The following is a 17,320-nucleotide window of genomic DNA, read 5'->3' as shown; positions in this document are numbered from 1 at the left end:
ATTAAGATTAAAATAAGAAAAAATACCTGCAAAAAAGTCACAGTTTTTGCAGGCTTTCATAAACCTAAAGCGGCTCCAAACGGAGCCGCATAAAATTACTTAGATTTTTTTGCAGTCATCTTCTTGGCAGAAGCCTTTTTAGCTGATTCAGGCTTTTCTTTTACAGCTTTTACCGATTCATTTTTTTCGGCCGATTTAGCCGATGCAGAACCCGCTTTACGAGGAGCTTGAATTTTAGGCTCAAGCTTTATCCCGGCTTTTTCCGCATTCTCAAGTTCAGCCTGCGCAATCGAAAGGAGGGCAATAGGTACGGAATATGACGAACATGAAACATAGTTTAGTCCGGCATCCATACAGAAGCGTACATTTTCGGGACGGGCACCGTGCTCACCGCAAAGACCTAAGTGCAAATCGGGGCGGGTAAGTTTACCGCGCTGAATTGCAATTTCGATTAAGTCCCTTACCCTGCTGTCAAGCACGGCAAAGGGGTTTCCGTCGATAAGGTCGTACATGGTATAGTCCGGCATAAAGCTGTTAAAGTCATCGCGTGAAAGACCTAAGGTAGTCTGCGTTAAGTCATTTGTACCGAAAGAGAAGAACTGTGCATATTTTGCAATTTCATCGGAACTTAGGGCTGAAGCCGGAAGCTCGATCATAGTTCCAACCTTGTAATCAAGGTCTCCGCCTTTTACGGCTGCCTTAACTTCTTCGGCAATAGCATCAATACCTAAATAAGTATGGCCCTCAATTTTCTTTCCGTAAATAATTTGCTTTAATTCTCTAAAGTTCATTATAAGAGGAATCATAATTTCAGGCTTTACATCCACTTTTTCTTTTTTAAGTTTATAAGCTGCTTCAAAAATAGCCCTTATCTGCATTGCATAAATTTCAGGATAGCTTATAGCAATTCGGCAGCCTCGGTGACCCAACATAGGATTGATTTCGGAAAGTTTTTCAATGTCGGTAAGCAAGTCTTTTTTATTAACTTTCTTTTTTTGAGCCGTCAAATATTTTACAAAACCGTCAAGCTCAACATCATTATGGGGCAGGAATTCGTGGAGAGGCGCATCCAATAATCTTATGGTAACCTCCTTGCCGTTCATAGCCTTAAAGATGCCGTAGAAGTCTTCGGTTTGCAATTTTTGAAGTTTTTCAAGAACCTTTTTCCTTTCAGTCTCATTTGCAGCTAAAATCATCTCACGGAAGGTATTTATTCTTTTTTCGTTAAAGAACATGTGCTCGGTTCGGCAAAGACCTATACCTTCTGCACCGAAATCTAAAGCAAGCTGAGCATCACGGGGACTATCGGCATTTGCTCTTACATGGAAATTGGATAAAAATCCTTTTGCAAGACTTATAAAGTCCAAAAGACCTGAAGTTTTAGGATCGGGTTCAATCAACTTTGCTTCACCGAAATAAACGGTAGAATCCCCATAATAAGGAACATTGAGCGTAATATAGTCGCCTTCATTTATAGTAACGCCTTCAATAACGGCCTTCTTTCCGCTTATCTTCATATCGGGGCGTACAAGAGATATTTTACCGTACTGACGGGCAACAACGGAAGCATGAGCTGAATAACCGCCTTCATTCGATATAACACCTGTAGAAACCTCTATACCCTTTACGTCTCCTGCATAGGTTGCAGGCATACATAGGATACATCTTGTGTCCATTCCTTGAAGTTTTGCTGCCCTTTGAGCTTCAATAAGGGAGTCGGCCGTAAAATAGACCCTGCCCACTGCAGCTCCCGGAGCTCCTGCTATACCGCCCTTTGATGATTTCATACCCTTTGTACTCATTATGTCTATAACGGGGTGTAGGATTTCATTTAACTGGCCGGGTTTAACGGAACGCACAACATACTCGGCATCTACTATCTTTCTATTGTACAAATCAAGCAAAATCTGAACCATTGAGATGGTGCTCTTAGCTTCAACCGATTTTTGTTCAATAAGCCAAAGCCTTCCGGCTTCAATAGTAAATCGGATATTGCGTATATCCTTTGTATAGTCTTCAAGCTGCCATGCAATCTGCTGGAATTGTTTTAAATATTCAGGCTTTATTAAGTTAATATCTTTACCTTCGGCATTTACTTCATTGAATTTTTCGGCAAAGAACTGACCTTGTAATTTTTTCTCGCCGTTTACGATATTTCGGCTAAAGAATGAGCCGGAATATGAGTCTTTACTGTAGTTTCCGTAAACCATGGGCTGAATCAAAAGGGCAACGTCATGATCCGTGTCCTCTTCAAGGGTTAAAAGCCGTCCTATGAGGCGGATTGACTCTTCAAGCTGAACTTTGCAATCATCAAAAAAATGAGCAGGTAAAAATTTGGCATACTTGTCCATAATGGCTCCCGGTTTTAAACCGATTTTACCCATCTTCATTGATTCTTTTACGTCTTGTAAGGCCTTTTCCAAATCCTTAACTTTCTGTTCATTTTTCTCTAATTCTTCAATTTTTTGAATAACGGTTAAAATTCCATTAAGCAAAAACAGAACTTCATTTGCAGCAAAATTCTCGCCTACATTTTCTTGAAAGCCGATTACCGTATTCTTGGTAAGACCGAAGTTGTGAAGAGTAGGGTAGCTGGTGATAAGCATATTTGGTGAAATAACCAGCTTCAAAAGTAATGGAGACTCATCATCGCCGTATTCTTTTTTAACTTCTGCTCCGAATTTAGCTAAGTAAGGAGATATTTCCGAATAGATGTTAGCATCCCCTATATCCTGCATTACTGAAGCATCAATGATGATTCCCGGCAAGATGGGAAGTTTAAGTTCTGCAAATTCGTTTGCCTGCCTTCCTCGAATGCCTAATAAGTTCTTATCAACTTTTTTTCCGACTGTTTCTTTACTGTTAAAAAAATGGATATTGTTTGATATTTTCACTTTTTACTCCTTAAAATAAATTTAAAACGGTATCAGGCGAGCCTCGTAAAAAAGCTTCAAACATGGGACTGGCACCTTGTCTAAAATATTTTGATAACTTTGAAAGGTCGTTGATTTCTTCTGCAGAAACGGCAAATTGTATTGTGCTTCCGTGTTTGACCTTTCCCCACTTAAATAATGTATTTATATCTACAATACGCTCTCCGTCATAGTAAACCATAACTTCGGCGTCTTGATATTTAGCTGTATAACTTCGGATAATCCTCTTCCATGCTTCAACATTTCCGTTATGGAAAAGTTCGTTTGAAACAGGTACGGAAACAAGCTGCGACATTTTTTTAGGTCCTGTAGAAACGGCGGAGGGTCTTTCCAGATGTGAGGGTACCGAACTTGCCTGAACTTTAGCTGCAACAGCAACAGGAGCAGCAGCTTTTTTGCCCGCCCGTTTAACAACCTGCCTTTTTGTCTTTGCGGGGGCAGTTTGTTTAGGTTCAACATATACAAAGGGTCCTGTTTTTACCGATGCAGGTACGGAACAAGCTTTTTTTTCAAATAATTTTAGAATAGCTGAAATAACGGAATCGGCGATACCGGCATCTACAGCCCCCCTGTCTTGCTTACCGACATATATCAAAAGCAGCTCATTTTTTCTAAAACCCTGAATGACAGGAGCGGCAGCAGGATTTTTCGGATTTATAACAATAAAACCCAAATCAGGGTGATCATAGCCGAAAATCAAATCAACACCTGTCCATTTGGCAAGCTCGGCAACAAATGATGAAGCATCTTCCAAAATAAATTTCAAATTTTCAGATACAACTTTATAATTCCATTTATCAAGTAGAGAAACCGAAAGAATTGATCTAACTTGTTCAGGTTTTATCTTTTGTTCTCTTATCATAAGATTTATCTTATCGGCAATATTCTCTTTAGGATCACAATCATCTAAAATTTCAATAACAGACTGGATATGTTTAACTGAAGCATTAAAATCAGTCTTGTTAGCAAGAGGAACAAAAAAATTAGTCATATTAACCATAAGTACTCCTTTTTTAAGCAAAAGCCCCCGAAACGGGGCTGTTCCAGGGGCTTAAATTTTTAATCAGTTAAGCTCTAAAATCCTAAATTAAATTTCTTTAATTCCTGACTTAGCTTTTCGTCGTCCTCGTCCTGAATCAACAGAGCCTGCTTTTTTCGCTTTGACTGCGCCTCTCTTGGGTCCTCGTCGTTTAGCCGGAGCGCTCACAGCTTCAGCTGCGGGAGCTTCAATAGCAGGCGTGCTGTTCAGCATATCAATGAACTGAGAGCGTCCTGCAGCTCCGCTGGCTTTGGGATCGTCATCAGCACTGGCGAAGCTCTGTGCGATATCGGCACGTACTGTAGATCGTCGGCGGCTGAATGAAGCAAATGCAGCATCAGCAAAGCCTTTTGATACACCATGCAAGAATTCGTTGAGCACGTTGGCCATTCCGTCCAATGTAGCCTTCTTTCTCTTGATAGATGTAATATCTATATCGAGCAAGAGACCGGGCTGAATGTGGAAGGGGTTGATTAAATAATCGAATTTGTTGAATTCGGCTTCTAAGAATGAAAGTCTGTCTTCGATAACGCGTCTTTCGATAGGATATTGATAATCATACAAATCCTTCATTCTTCGACGCATGATAATGAGCTTCTTGCGGAGCTTATCTTTTTCGTAGACATAGGTTCTGTTCATCTTTTCAACTTCAGTTTCGGGAGCTTTAACAAAAGATATCTCATCCCAAACCTTCGCTGTATCTTCGTATACGGGTTCACCGGACTGATCCTTGTACTTTCGCTTGATGAATTTCTTGTAGTTGTCGGCCAAATCGTTAAAGTCTGTGATTTTGGTCATAAACTTTGATTTGTCGTAAGTAGCCCTTACTACATCCCACAAATGCTGAATTTCAGTTTCAAAAGAACTCATCATTACTTCATAAGCCTGTCTTTCTGAAATTAACTGAGCATTGTCATAATACTTGAGTCTGATCTGATATCTTTCATCAGGAAGGTTAGCGATATCCGTATCATCATATTCGCGTAAGATTAATTCACGGGCATTTTTTAAGTTTTCGATATACTGGTATCCCATCTTTGACGTATCAAGGATTGAAGTAATCGAGTTGATGGCCGTGTTAAATCCGCGGTTTCTGATATTCTCAAGGTCGATAATCTTTTTGATGTTTTCTCTGACATTGAGCTGATCAAAGGTCTCAGGATCGATTTCAGCTCTCAAGTTGTTGATTCTTTCCATGAGCTGCTTGGATACTACATCGTATCTCTTGCTCTTGGGGTTTTCAACATCGTCATCAGTGATATCTTTTACTTTATCGATTTTTGCAAAAACGATTTCGCCGTCAGATAATTCATCCAATCCCTGATCGATTCGTCGGTCTTTTATCTTTTCAATTTCCTTGTCAATTACATCCATATAGTGATTTGACAAGAGATCCTTGATAAGATATTCGACTGTTGATTGATATTGGAAGATAGGGCTGATAAGTTCCGTATCAAGAATATTTACGGAAAGCTTAACATCGGTTACGGTCTTCGGTTTGTAGAGGTTGTCTTTAAATGCACACTTTACGATTGAGTATGCGTTTTCACCTCTAACAAAGGCTCCTACGTCCGTCTTCTGTCTTAACAATGAGTTTGTTAAAGTTTCTAAATCGTTAACACCGCGCTGTACATGGCCCTGTAAGTGTCCATACATGTTGACAATCGATTTTTCGATTTCGCCTGTGTTAAACTTGTCGGCACCGCCGACTGCATCAAGAAGATTTGCGATTTCTTTCGGAGTATAGCGGTCTAAAACCTTCATTTCCTCCCGATCGATAAATCCGCGAACCTTTTTCAGCATTTCATCTTCAGCCGTTACCATGTATCGGTTGAACATGTTCTGGTAGTTCTGGTTAAAGTAGTTGTACAGCTTTTCTTTAACACCGCCCATTACGTCCAATCTCTCAAGGACTTCTTTGGGAAGTTTTGTAGTCAAGTGGTGCAACACTTTATTTGTTTCTTCTTCAATCAGCTGATTTACTTCTTTCTGCTGATCACGATAGTCTTGAGCCAAAGAGTTTCTTGAACCGACAGCACTGGGCTTCTCGGGATGGAAAACATTCGGGCTCTGTGGTAGATCTAAATTTGCCATTCTTATCTCTCCTTACTTTTAGCAATTTTGTTATATTACAATATACATCACTATTATATAATTATAAACATATTTTGCATAATGTAAAGAGTTTTTATTTAAACTTGATGATTTTTTTTCAAATATGTTGTATAATATGGGTATAAAGCGTAAAAAAAGGAGTGTTTATGAAAATTAAAAAGCTTATTTTTATATTTTTGCTTTTATCAGGAATTTTATTTAATTTAAATGCAGGTGAAAGAACAGTGCCCGTTGATATGATTATCATGATAGATAAATCATTATCAATGCAGGAAGCGGGTAAATTCGACAGCCTAAAACAATGGGTTCTTGATGAATTGGTAGATCAAATTATCACGTATGGGGATTGGATAAGCATTTACCAATTTTATGAAAATCCCGAACATTTGCTCTCAATCGAAGTAAAAGACCGCAATGATACCGATAAAATAATAAACACAATAAATTCAATTTTACCGAATGGAAGATTTACAGATGTAGGAAAAGCTCTTGATAAAATACAAGAAGCAATCAATGAAAGAACTGAAAATGGCAGATACAAAGTGCTTTTAATGCTTACGGATCTTGAACAAGATGCTCCGATAACCTCAAAATACGGCGGTAAACAAAAAAAATTCTCAAGTCCTTATTTAATTGAGTCAAGAATTATTAAACACGATAATTGGTATGAAATTACCGTAGATATGGGACTTCAAGATAGAGTGGTAAAAACAAGTAAGGCTCTTTTTTCCGATATAATAAAGAATGATGATAAAGAAAGACTGCATTCCGATGAAACTAAAGCATTAATCAAAAAAAATCAGCCCTAATTGACAATCAAGTAATCGAGGATGTAATTAAAATATGTTCCAAAAGATAATGTATATTATTTCGGGTCTTGCGGTTTTGGTCGTATTAAGTTTGTTAATATACTTTAAATTTATGCGGTCAAATATAAAAACCGAAGACAAAATTATTACACAAACAATAATTCCTGTAGTTTCTTCGCAAATAGAAAATAACGGAGAAAAAACGGAAAATTATACTCCTAACACAGATGCAAAGATATTTCTGGAATTATTCAATGATGAAACCTTTGTTGATGCAATTTCGGATGATTTAAACGAAGACGGTGTTGAAGACCAAGTTGTTGCCGTAAAAAAACTATTAGATCCTTTTTTGTATCTGATTATTTCGATTCAAAACCCTATAACTCAAAGATGGGATAGGGTTGAAGAGATAAGAACGACAATCACACAACCTAAATCTCTTACATTTTATATTATGAATTTGACGCAGGATCCTAAATCTCTTATTTATTCGGGGATGACATCGGATAATAGACAGGCATTATCCATACAAACAATCAAAAGAGAAAGTGATGGTAATATTCATTTTTCTCAAATTGCCGACTTGCATGCGGATATACAAATTCAGATTAAAGAAATTGAAACTCGAGAAGAAGATCCGTCAAGTCTATCTTCATATCGTGTATACACTTATAACTCCGATCCTTCGGCTCCCAACACTTTAAATCAAATTGAAACGGAATACACATGGAATTCAAAAACTCAAAAATATGAAGAAGGCTTGCAAAAAGTAATCCCCGGTGAAAAAATCGAAGTTCAGCTTTTGAAAAAGCTTCAAAGCGGAAATATGGAATCTTTTAGAGATTTTTTATCAGGATTATGGTTTCAACAAGAAGAAAATAAAGAAACCGGCAGGAGTGTTTATTTTGACAAAAATGACGACCATATTATTTTTAATTTAGACAATGTTGAAGAAATATACGAAATAAAAACAACGCTGCCTAGAAGATACGGTTTATTTTTTACAACAAGCAATAAGTCAATTCCAAATATTGTAAGACGGGTAGAAGTAGAAATTAAGGGCGTCGATGAAATACAAGTTCGAGTAATAGAAGATGTTTTGAGAATTAAATTCGGCACGGCCTCTCTTTGGAACGGAAATTATAAAAAAAATACTAATTTACTTTTAAGTAATGTAAATCAAAAAGAAAATAATACTCAAAAAGTAAAAGAATTTGTATCAAAGTCTTCAAATCAATGGAAATCGGCCAATGGAACACTTTTAGACCTTTTAAGTAATTCCTATACTATTCAAAAGTCCGATGATATTGAAACAGGGTATTTTAACATATTGGAAATAAACGAAAAAATAATACTGCAAATGAAATCAACCGAGGGCATAACTAAATTCTATATGCTTGAATTTAACGAAAAAAACAATATACAAAGAATTATGTTGACAAAAGTTAAATTAAGTATAACCGATGCAATCCCTACCGGAGATGAGCCGATCGTATTTGAAAGACAAATTTAATTATTATCCTCTTGAAAGTTTCACTACTTATGTATAAAATACTTGTATGGGTATAAAATCATTTAAAGGCGGAGTACATCCGCCTGAGCGAAAGGCGGTATTATCAAGCGATAATGTCGTTAGGGTATTGCCGTCAAATAAATCAGTTTGGATTCCCGTTACGCAGGGAGGAATGCCTAATACACCTCTTGTAAGCGTAGGGGATTTGGTTGCCAGAGGTCAAAAGATAGCCGAAACCGATAAATTTATGTCGGCCCCCGTCCATTCATCCGTTTCAGGAAAGGTAAAAAAAATAGAACCTCATCTTGTAACCGGAAATACGGAAAATCTTTGTTTTTTAATCGAAATCGATGAAGAAAACAGAGAAGACTTTATGCCTCCCCTTGATCCTTTTACATGCACAAAGGAAGAAGCTCTTAAAAGAGTCAAAGATGCGGGTATCACAGGTATGGGAGGAGCCTCTTTTCCGACTCATGTAAAATTAAGCCCTCCCCCCAATGCAAAAATCGAGTATGTAATTGCAAACGGAGCGGAATGCGAGCCTTATCTTTGCACGGATGCTGCAACCATATTCGGCGATTCGGATGCTATTGTTGACGGCCTTGCCATCACTATGCGTATTGTAGGCGCAAAACAAGGCATTATAGCCCTTGAAGACAATAAAAAAGATTTAGTTCCCGTTTTGGAAAAGGCTATTTCAAAAATCAAAGCAAATCCGATTGCTGCAGGTGCCTACGATATAGAAGTTCAGCTTTGTAAAACAAAATACCCGCAGGGCGGAGAAAAAACTCTTACGGATGCAGTCGTAAATAGGGAAATTCCTTCAGGAGGCCTTCCTTTCCAAATAGGCTGCGTTATTCAAAACGTAGGAACCTTAAAAGCTATTTCAGAAGCCTTCCGTTTAGGTAAGCCCCTTATCGACAGAGCGCTGACCATAAGCGGCGGAGCCTGCGAAAAGCCCTTAAACATAATAGCCCCTATAGGAACCTGCGTCGGCGACCTTATTCCAAGTGTAGTTTCCCTTAAACCCGGAGTTGTAAAAATAATCTCAGGCGGTCCGATGATGGGCTTTGCAATGAAAAACGCCGACTTTCCCATTCAAAAAAACACATCAGGCGTGCTTTTTTTAACAAGGGAAGAAGTTTCTTTGGAAGAAGAAAGCCCCTGTATAGGCTGCGGTAAGTGTATTGACGTATGCAGCTGCCGCCTTTCTCCCGTTCTAATCGTTAGAGCCTTAAACGCAGGAAATACCGAAGAAGCTATAAGATGCGGCCTTTTGGACTGCGTAGAATGCGGAACCTGTGCTTATACCTGCCCTGCCCGTATCAAACTTGTTCAACGGTTTAAAGTAGGCAAGCAGATAGCAAGAGAAGAAAAACAAAAAAGAGAAGCCAAGGCTGCCGCAAAGGCCGCAGCAGCAGAAAAACAAGCAGCTGAAGCTAAAAAACAAGAGCCTGAGGCTAAAAAGAGCGAAGAAGGAGTCAAATAATGGCAGAATCCGATAAAAACGAAATTTTCATGTCTCCGGCACCCCATGTTGTAACACCGGTTAAAACTCAAACTCTAATGTTGGATGTTATTATAGCCCTGTTGCCTTTAACGGTCTATGGTATCTATCTTTTTTCGATATCTGCTTTGATTCGAATCATAGTTTCGGTTCTTTGCTGTGTAGGTTTTGAAAGCTTATTTAGAAAAATATGTAATCTGGATATAAGAGTAAAAGACCTTTCAGCCGTAATAACAGGCCTTTTGCTTGCTCTTGTAAGTCCGCCGAATCTTCCGATATGGATGCTAATTTTAGGCTGTTTTTTTGCAATAGTTGTGGCAAAGGAATCTTTCGGAGGCTTAGGTTCAAACGTATTTAACCCCGCCTTGGTAGGAAGAGCATTTATGTTTGTAAGCTTTTCGGGAGCAATGACCAGCTGGGTTCAGCCGGGAAACTCTTTCTTTGATGCAATGAGTACTGCAACACCTCTAAAACTTATCAATGCAAAAGAAGGTATTGCCATGAGCGCTGCCGAAATAGCAAAAACTTTAAATTTAGGCTCAACTACCGACCTTTATACCCAACTTATTTTGGGAAACCATGCAGGATGTATAGGCGAAACAAGCATACTCCTGATTCTTTTAGGTTTTGCATATCTACTCTTTAAAAAGGTTATCGATTGGAGAACGCCCGTTACTATGATGGCAACAGCCGTTATAATTACCGCAATCGGAGGTATAAATCCTATTTTAACCCTGACTTCGGGAGGTTTAGCCTTCGGAGCCGTCTTTATGGCAACCGATTATGTAACAAGCCCCGTAACGCCCAAGGGAAAACTCATTTTCGGTGCAGGCTGCGGACTTATAACCGGTCTTATCCGCTTATTTTCAGGTATGCCTGAAGGTGTTATGTACAGTATTCTTATAATGAATGCCGCAGTTCCGTTTTTAAATAAAATTATACCCGTAAAATACGGCTATGTAAAACCGCCCAAAAAGAACAAGGAGGCAGCAAAATGAAACAGATGATAAAGTTAGCCCTTACCCTTTCAGCTTATGCGGTCATAGCATGTTTGGCTCTTGCGGCAGTTTACAGCTTTACGGCCCCGAGAATTACTGAAGTAAAGGTAGAGAAAACAAGAAGAGCCTTAAATGCGGTCTTCCCTGAAGCTGAAGACTTTAAAGAAATAAGTGAGGAAATCCCTGAAGGCTTAAATAAAACCAAGTTTTTAAATGCTTATACGGCTGTAAAAAACGGAAAAACAGTAGGGCTTACTATAACAGCTAAGGGACCTACCTATGCAAGTGCAACCATATTGATAGCTGTAGACCTAAACAAAAAAATACGCAAAATAGAATTCTTAGAGCTTACCGATACGCCCAGCTTAGGAAGCAAGGCTGCGGAAGAACCCTTTATCGGACAGTTTAACGGAAAGCCTCTTGAGTCAGCCTTTGAAGTAGGAGCCGATATAAATGTAATAGGAGGGGCTACGATAACATCGAAGGGTGTTGCCGCCATTTTAAAAGATGCCTCCTTTACGGCAATAGAATACATGGCAAAAAACAACTTGGAGGAGGGAAAATAAATGAAAAACTTAGATATTTTCACAAACGGGATTATAAAAAGTAACCCTCTTTTAGTATTGATGATAGGGCTCTGTTCGTCCCTTGCCGTTACAACAAACATATTAAACGGTCTCGGTATGGGACTTGCTATGACCTTCGTAATAGTCATGAGCGAGTTAATTATAAGTATGTTCAGAAAATTGATTCCTCAGGATATAAGGATTCCGGTTTTTATCATAGTAATAGCTTCTTTTACAACCATTGTAGACCTTTTGATGCAGGCTTATACTCCTGCCCTATCGGAAGCAATGGGGCTTTTTATTAAGCTGATCGTTGTAAACTGTATTATTATGGGAAGAGTTGAGTCCTTTGCTTCAAAGGAAAGTCCCGGAAAATCCGTTTTGGACGCTCTTGGAATGGGAGTCGGTTATACGATAGTTCTTGTACTTATTTCGGCCATAAGAGAAATCTTAGGCTCGGGATCATTGGCAGGAAACGTATTTATACCCGAAGCCTATCACATACGCTTTTTTGCAAATGCCCCCGGAGGTTTTTTTGTATTCGGTATTATGATTTCGATAAACCTCGTTGCAAAAAGACTTTTAGAAAGGCCTAAGAAAAAGATTCAAAGCCCGTCTGCTCCGCAAGCCGAGCCTGAAACTAAAAAAGAGGAGGAGTAAAAAATGCCCGAAACGCTTAGTATTTTTCTTTCTGCAATCCTTGTAAAAAATGTAATTTTAATGAGGTTTTTAGCCCTTTGTCCCTTTATAGGAATGTCCTCCGATGTAAAAAAATCGGTAGGTATGGGTTGGGCTGTACTCTTTGTTACTCTTTTGGCCACCGCCGTCACCTATCCTATATACAATTACATATTGATAGGAAAACTTGAATTCCTTCAGACCCTTATCTTTATTTTAGTAATTGCAAGTTTAGTTCAGCTGGTAGAATTTTATCTAAAAAAAGCGGCTCCGGCTCTTTACAGCTCGATGGGTGTTTATTTAGCTTTGATTACAACAAACTGTGCAATACTTGCCGTTACAATCGATGTCATAGATGAAGGTTATACATTCTTACAAGCCCTTGTTCATGCGGCAGGTTCCGCTTTCGGCTTTATGATTTCGCTTTTGCTCTTAGCAGGTTTAAGGCAAAGAATAGATAACGCCCCCGTTCCGAAATTCTTAAAAGGAACGCCCATTCTTTTTATAGCGGCAGCCCTTCTTTCCATGGCCTTCGGAGGCTTTGCAGGACTGATTTAAAATCAAAAGAACCTCGAAAATCTGCAAGCTGATAGGCTTACAGCTTTTCGGGGTTTATGTTTTAGAATTAGATCCTTGCCGGTTTAATTTAGTTTTAAGTGCAAGATAATCGTTCTTCCTCCGTCATCGCATACTTTCATTGCAATTCGTGTATACAGCTTAAGTTTACGCTTCAGCATTTTCCGTGCAGCGGTATAAAAGGTGCGCTGTTCTACGAGCTCCATACCTATGTTTTTTGCAAAGGCTAAACCGTCGTTTACGTAAAAGTACATCTGTGCCGAAGTATTGCCTGTTTTTTGCACATACTTATTCGCATATTTTATACCTATTTCATTTGTTGCATCAAAAATAAGTTCTCCTTTAGAAAAACGCTTTTTTACATCCGACAAGAACCGTACAATTTTTTCTTCACGGAAATATTGAAAAACTCCGGAAACAATCAGTAAAGACGGAATGGAGGTATCAATGTGCTCCGCCCATTCTAAAGTAAAAAGATCGGCACCGATAAGCCTTTCGTTTTCTTTTGCGCTTAAAATATTTTTGCGCTGCTCGATTACTTCGGGTAAATCAATTTCGTAAAAGATTGCGTTGTCCGTTTGAAGCCGAAAGATAGCTGTTTCCAGTCCCGCTCCCAGATTGATGATATTGCATCTTTTATATTTTGCAAGGAAATCTTTGATCATCCCGTCAAAATTGTAATAGCGGGCGACAGAAGCCAGCATCGTATATTCGGAAGATGATTTCCAAATCCTTTCAAGCGCATCCTCCGGAATTTTGTCTTCCAGCGATAAAGCCGTTTCATCATAAAAATATTCGGGAAAGCGCTTGGAAACATAAATCCTCGCTGCCATAGGTATGAGCATGGTATCGGTGACGCCGTTAAATTCATTCATAGGTACTTCCTCCTGATATAATAAATATACAGGTTAAATCGGGGTTTAAGTCAATAGGTGAAAACTTAAGTGTTTTTATGGTTTTATTATAAATAAAATCAAATCAGCAATGCGGGCTATTGACTTATTAAGTAGTAGTATGTTACTATTGCAGTCAAATGATTGAGTTGGTACTTTAATAAACTCAGTAAAAAAAATATGGAGGAAAGAGATGAAGCGAAATTTTTTTAAACTTTTTGCTGTATTGCTGACTGCAGCAATGGTTCTTGGTATTTTGACCGGATGCGGCGGTACTAAGAAGTCAAAAAAGGATCTTGAGAAAGTTGAGTATACTTATCGAGATGTATGGAGTACGGGCCCCCTTAACTGGAACCCCCATGCTTGGGAAGTTTCCAGTGACAGGTCTTTTATGGAATTTATCACAACGCCTATTGCCGATTCAACTGTAGGAGATAAGCCCGGAGAATGGAAGTGGGAATTTGATGCCGCTAATGATGTAAAAGACATCACGGCTTCCTTTGCAAACAAAGAAAAATACAATATCCCTGCCGATGCTACAAGCGGCCGCGTATTTCAGGTCGATTTGAACCCCGCAATGAAGTGGGAAACCGGAGAGCCTATCAAAGCTGACGACTACGTTTATTCAATGCAGATGTGCTTAAGCCCCGAAATGAAAAACTACCGATCTAACGATTATTGTACGGGAACTGCTGCTCTTTACAAAGCTAAAGAGTATCAGGCAAACGATTTGGCAGGTAAGCCCATCTATAAGGCTTGGGGTGATGATGCTCCGGCAGATGCAAAACTTGTGTTTACCCTTACCGATTCGATTATGTTTTTTGGAGGTGCTGCAGAATCTTACTATAAAAATGCCAAGTACAAAGATAAGTTCATGTTAGGCGGCATCGATATTTTTGAAAAATATAAGGATACCCAATATTTTGAAGTAAACGATAAATCTAAAGCTGAAATGCTTGCTATTGCAAAAGCTTTTGGAGATGATAATCCCAATGCTTGGAAAGAATTTTGTGTTTATGATACCGGCGAGCTGTATCCCGAAACTCCTTGGGAGGATGTCGGTCTTGTAAAAACAGGCGAATATCAGTTCCTTTTCATTACAGCTGATCCTATTCAAATGTTTTATATGTTGAATGCCTTTGGAAGTACATGGCTTGTTCATAAAGAAACTTACGAAAAGAACTTTAAAACGGTCGAAAAACTTAAGGCAACCTCTTACGGAACCGATATGAGCAATACCGTTTCATACGGTCCCTATAAGATTGAAAGCTATGAAAAAGACAAGCAGATTCGATTGGTAAGAAACCCCTATTGGGGCGGTTATCATGACGGCAGACATGAAGGTCAATATCAGGCAGATGCCGTAATAATTGATATTATCGAAGACCATGCTACACAGCTTCAGCGTTTCGGTCAGGGATTACTTGATGCGTTCTCCTTGAACTCTGATGATCTTGAAAAATACAAGAAAAGCGACAGGCTGTATTATACGGATGAAACCTATACCGACCGCTATATTTTTGCTACAAGTGATGAAGCTTTAAATGCAAGGGATAAAGAAAAGGGCAGCGGAAAACGAATTGTTATGCGCTATAAAGACTTTAGAAAAGCTCTTTCTCTATGTATTGACAGAGAAAAATATTGTAGAGAAGCTACTTCAGGATTTAAGCCTGCCTGCTTCTTGTTAAATAGATTGTACTATTACGATATGGCAAATGATCCCAATTCAATTTATCGTGATACCTTCTATGCAAAAAGAGCAATATGTAACTTATATGACATTGAAGTTACTAAGGAAACTGCGGATGCTCAGTATGCAAAAATTACAGGACGCGATGTTGAAACCGCCCGCAAACTGTTTACGGCTGCCTATGAACAGGCTGTTGCAGATAAGGTTTACAAACCCGGTGAAATTGTGCCTATCGAAGTAATGGCAAGTCCCAGCGATCTTACCCCCCAGCATATCAAACAGCAGGATTTAATGCAGGAATTCATTAATGAAGGAACAAAGGGAACTCCTTTTGAGGGAAAAGTTCAAATTAAGTATGAATCCGGCGATCCTAAACGCTACGACAATGTTGCTGCAGGAAAAAATATGGCTATCCGCGGAGCATGGGGAGGTGCAGCCTTCTACCCATTTAAGAGCATTCAAGTTTATGCTAATCCTACCTACATGGGCGGTTTGGCTAAGATTCATGAATCAAACGGTTGGAACCCCTCTGTTGAAAAACTTAAGATTAAGATTGACAAGGTAGATGGTACTACCGTAGAAGAAGAAAGAACATTTGAACAATGGTCGGCCTCTATGAACGGAAACGGCGATTATGCAGACGCTGATGCAACCGAAAAATTGCAAATACTTGCAGCCCTGGAAAACGGTATTCTCAGTGCATATCAGTGTATTCCTTTAGGAACATATACTGCTGCAATCTTGCTTTCACATAAAATAGATTATTACACAGACGTCTACAATATCATGTATGGTTATGGCGGTATGAAATTATTGAAGTTTAACTATACTGATACTGAATGGGACGAGTATGTTAAAAAGAACCAAGGACAGCTCAATTACGAGTAAACCGGTTAATAGCTAAATTTATTTAGCTTTAATTTACATCAAATACACCGCAAGCTGGGTTTGTAAAACCTATTGCGGTGTATTTCTTGGATTTTAAAACGGTGTAGATTTTGCAGTGTATTAGTTTTCGACTAGAGGAGATTATTTATGAAAACATTTAGGTATGTGCTAAAAAGGTTATGGTTAGGTCTCATAACCTTTTTTATCATTATGACCATAGATTTTGTGCTTATAAAATTGCTGCAGCCTGAATTACCTATGATGGGAGCTGAAGCTGAGCTGGAAAAAGCCAGAAGAAGTGCATTAGGCTATGATAAACCGATAATGCAGCAGTATGGGATTTTTTTAAAAAATATTGTAACAACAGGAGATTGGGGAACTTCTTGGAAGGTGGATTATCTTAAAGCTGCACAAGAAGTTATTGTAAGTAAATTGCCCCCTACCATCATATTAAACTTATATTCGACAATTCTTTCAATTCCGCTTGGAATATTATTCGGTATTATTGCCGCTATTTATAAAAATAAGTGGATTGACCATTTTATATCTATAATTGTAATGTTATTTATATCCGTTCCGTCCTTTGTTTACGCATTTCTTTTGCAATACGGTTTAGGATATAAGCTAGGTCTTTTTCCCGTAATTGTTTCATCGTTATACGATGCAGGAGGTTCATGGTGGACATTTAAGATGTTCCACTCGATGGTTTTACCGATTCTTTCCCTTTCATTCGGAGCTATTGCAGGTTTTACCCGTTCGGTTCGTGCGGAACTTACAGAAGCTCTTACCAGTGAATATATGCTTTTGGCAAGAACAAAGGGACTTACACGGGGACAGGCTATCAGACGCCATGCTCTAAAAAATGCTATGGTTCCGGTTCTTCCCGGTATTATTGCTTTTGTTCTCAGTATAATGAGCGGAGCGATAATTACGGAAAAGATTTTTGCTATTAACGGTATCGGTAAATTATATATTACGTCGATTAATTTATTGGATTATGACCTTTTTGTTGCGACGGGTATGTTTTATACGGCCATAGGATTGGTAGTAAGTATAGTTACGGATCTTAGCTACGGTTTATTGGATCCTAGAATCAGGATAGGGGAGAGATAAAT

13 protein-coding genes are annotated in these 17,320 nt (G+C 38.7%); 9 read left to right on the top strand and 4 right to left on the bottom strand.

Annotated elements, in window-relative coordinates:
* Positions 1-95: 95 nt before the first annotated feature.
* The 3 genes from JO40_RS01910 to cfpA all read right to left on the bottom strand — a co-directional run bounded on the left by JO40_RS01910 (position 96) and on the right by cfpA (position 6,066).
* Complete coding sequence (locus JO40_RS01910) at positions 96-2,894, bottom strand: putative PEP-binding protein (protein ID WP_044977642.1); 2,799 nt, start codon at positions 2,892-2,894, stop codon at positions 96-98.
* Positions 2,895-2,904: 10 nt separating this feature from the next.
* Positions 2,905-3,933 carry a hypothetical protein gene (locus tag JO40_RS01905; RefSeq protein ID WP_044977641.1) on the bottom strand — a complete coding sequence of 343 codons (1,029 nt, stop codon included), beginning with the start codon at positions 3,931-3,933 and terminating at the stop codon, positions 2,905-2,907.
* A gap of 87 nt (positions 3,934-4,020) precedes the next feature.
* Complete coding sequence (cfpA, locus tag JO40_RS01900) at positions 4,021-6,066, bottom strand: cytoplasmic filament protein CfpA (RefSeq protein WP_044977640.1); 2,046 nt, start codon at positions 6,064-6,066, stop codon at positions 4,021-4,023.
* Positions 6,067-6,233: 167 nt separating this feature from the next.
* Between cfpA and JO40_RS01895 the strand changes: the two genes are divergently transcribed.
* From JO40_RS01895 to JO40_RS01865, 7 genes are read left to right on the top strand one after another with little or no spacing between them, the layout of a single operon-like run.
* The gene (locus JO40_RS01895; protein WP_044977638.1) at positions 6,234-6,896 is read left to right on the top strand and encodes a vWA domain-containing protein; all 663 of its coding nucleotides are present in this window, start codon (positions 6,234-6,236) and stop codon (positions 6,894-6,896) included.
* Between the two features lie 34 nt (positions 6,897-6,930).
* Positions 6,931-8,409 (top strand): pallilysin-related adhesin, encoded by a 1,479-nt coding sequence (locus JO40_RS01890; RefSeq protein WP_044977637.1) that lies wholly within the window; start codon positions 6,931-6,933, stop codon positions 8,407-8,409.
* Between the two features lie 46 nt (positions 8,410-8,455).
* The gene (gene rsxC, locus JO40_RS01885; protein WP_044977636.1) at positions 8,456-9,898 is read left to right on the top strand and encodes an electron transport complex subunit RsxC; all 1,443 of its coding nucleotides are present in this window, start codon (positions 8,456-8,458) and stop codon (positions 9,896-9,898) included.
* Entirely contained in the window at positions 9,898-10,914 is a 1,017-nt protein-coding gene (locus tag JO40_RS01880) for an RnfABCDGE type electron transport complex subunit D (protein ID WP_044977635.1), read from the top strand. Before rsxC ends, JO40_RS01880 begins: the two co-directional genes overlap by 1 nt.
* Entirely contained in the window at positions 10,911-11,480 is a 570-nt protein-coding gene (locus tag JO40_RS01875; protein WP_044977634.1) for an RnfABCDGE type electron transport complex subunit G, read from the top strand. Before JO40_RS01880 ends, JO40_RS01875 begins: the two co-directional genes overlap by 4 nt.
* Complete coding sequence (gene rsxE / locus JO40_RS01870; protein WP_044977633.1) at positions 11,481-12,140, top strand: electron transport complex subunit RsxE; 660 nt, start codon at positions 11,481-11,483, stop codon at positions 12,138-12,140. It begins immediately after the preceding gene.
* 3 nt (positions 12,141-12,143) lie between these two features.
* Positions 12,144-12,716: an electron transport complex protein RnfA gene (locus JO40_RS01865; RefSeq protein ID WP_044977632.1), complete on the top strand. Its 573-nt coding sequence runs from the start codon at positions 12,144-12,146 to the stop codon at positions 12,714-12,716.
* An 83-nt stretch (positions 12,717-12,799) separates the two neighbouring features.
* On the opposite strand, the gene JO40_RS01860 is transcribed toward JO40_RS01865, so the two are convergent.
* Complete coding sequence (locus JO40_RS01860; RefSeq protein ID WP_044977631.1) at positions 12,800-13,609, bottom strand: class I SAM-dependent methyltransferase; 810 nt, start codon at positions 13,607-13,609, stop codon at positions 12,800-12,802.
* Between the two features lie 211 nt (positions 13,610-13,820).
* On the opposite strand from JO40_RS01860, the gene JO40_RS01855 reads away from it, so the two are divergent.
* Together JO40_RS01855 and JO40_RS01850 are read left to right on the top strand one after the other, a co-directional pair.
* A complete protein-coding gene (locus JO40_RS01855; protein ID WP_044977630.1) occupies positions 13,821-16,205 on the top strand; it encodes an ABC transporter substrate-binding protein in 2,385 nt (794 codons plus the stop codon).
* 147 nt (positions 16,206-16,352) lie between these two features.
* Positions 16,353-17,318: an ABC transporter permease gene (locus JO40_RS01850; RefSeq protein ID WP_044977629.1), complete on the top strand. Its 966-nt coding sequence runs from the start codon at positions 16,353-16,355 to the stop codon at positions 17,316-17,318.
* The last annotated feature ends 2 nt before the right edge of the window (positions 17,319-17,320 follow it).

It is taken from the genome of Treponema putidum (assembly GCF_000755145.1).
In the GTDB taxonomy this organism is placed as follows: domain Bacteria; phylum Spirochaetota; class Spirochaetia; order Treponematales; family Treponemataceae; genus Treponema_B; species Treponema_B putidum.
The sequence above is the reverse complement of the archived record's forward strand: the minus strand, read 5'-3'. Positions and strand labels throughout refer to the sequence as shown.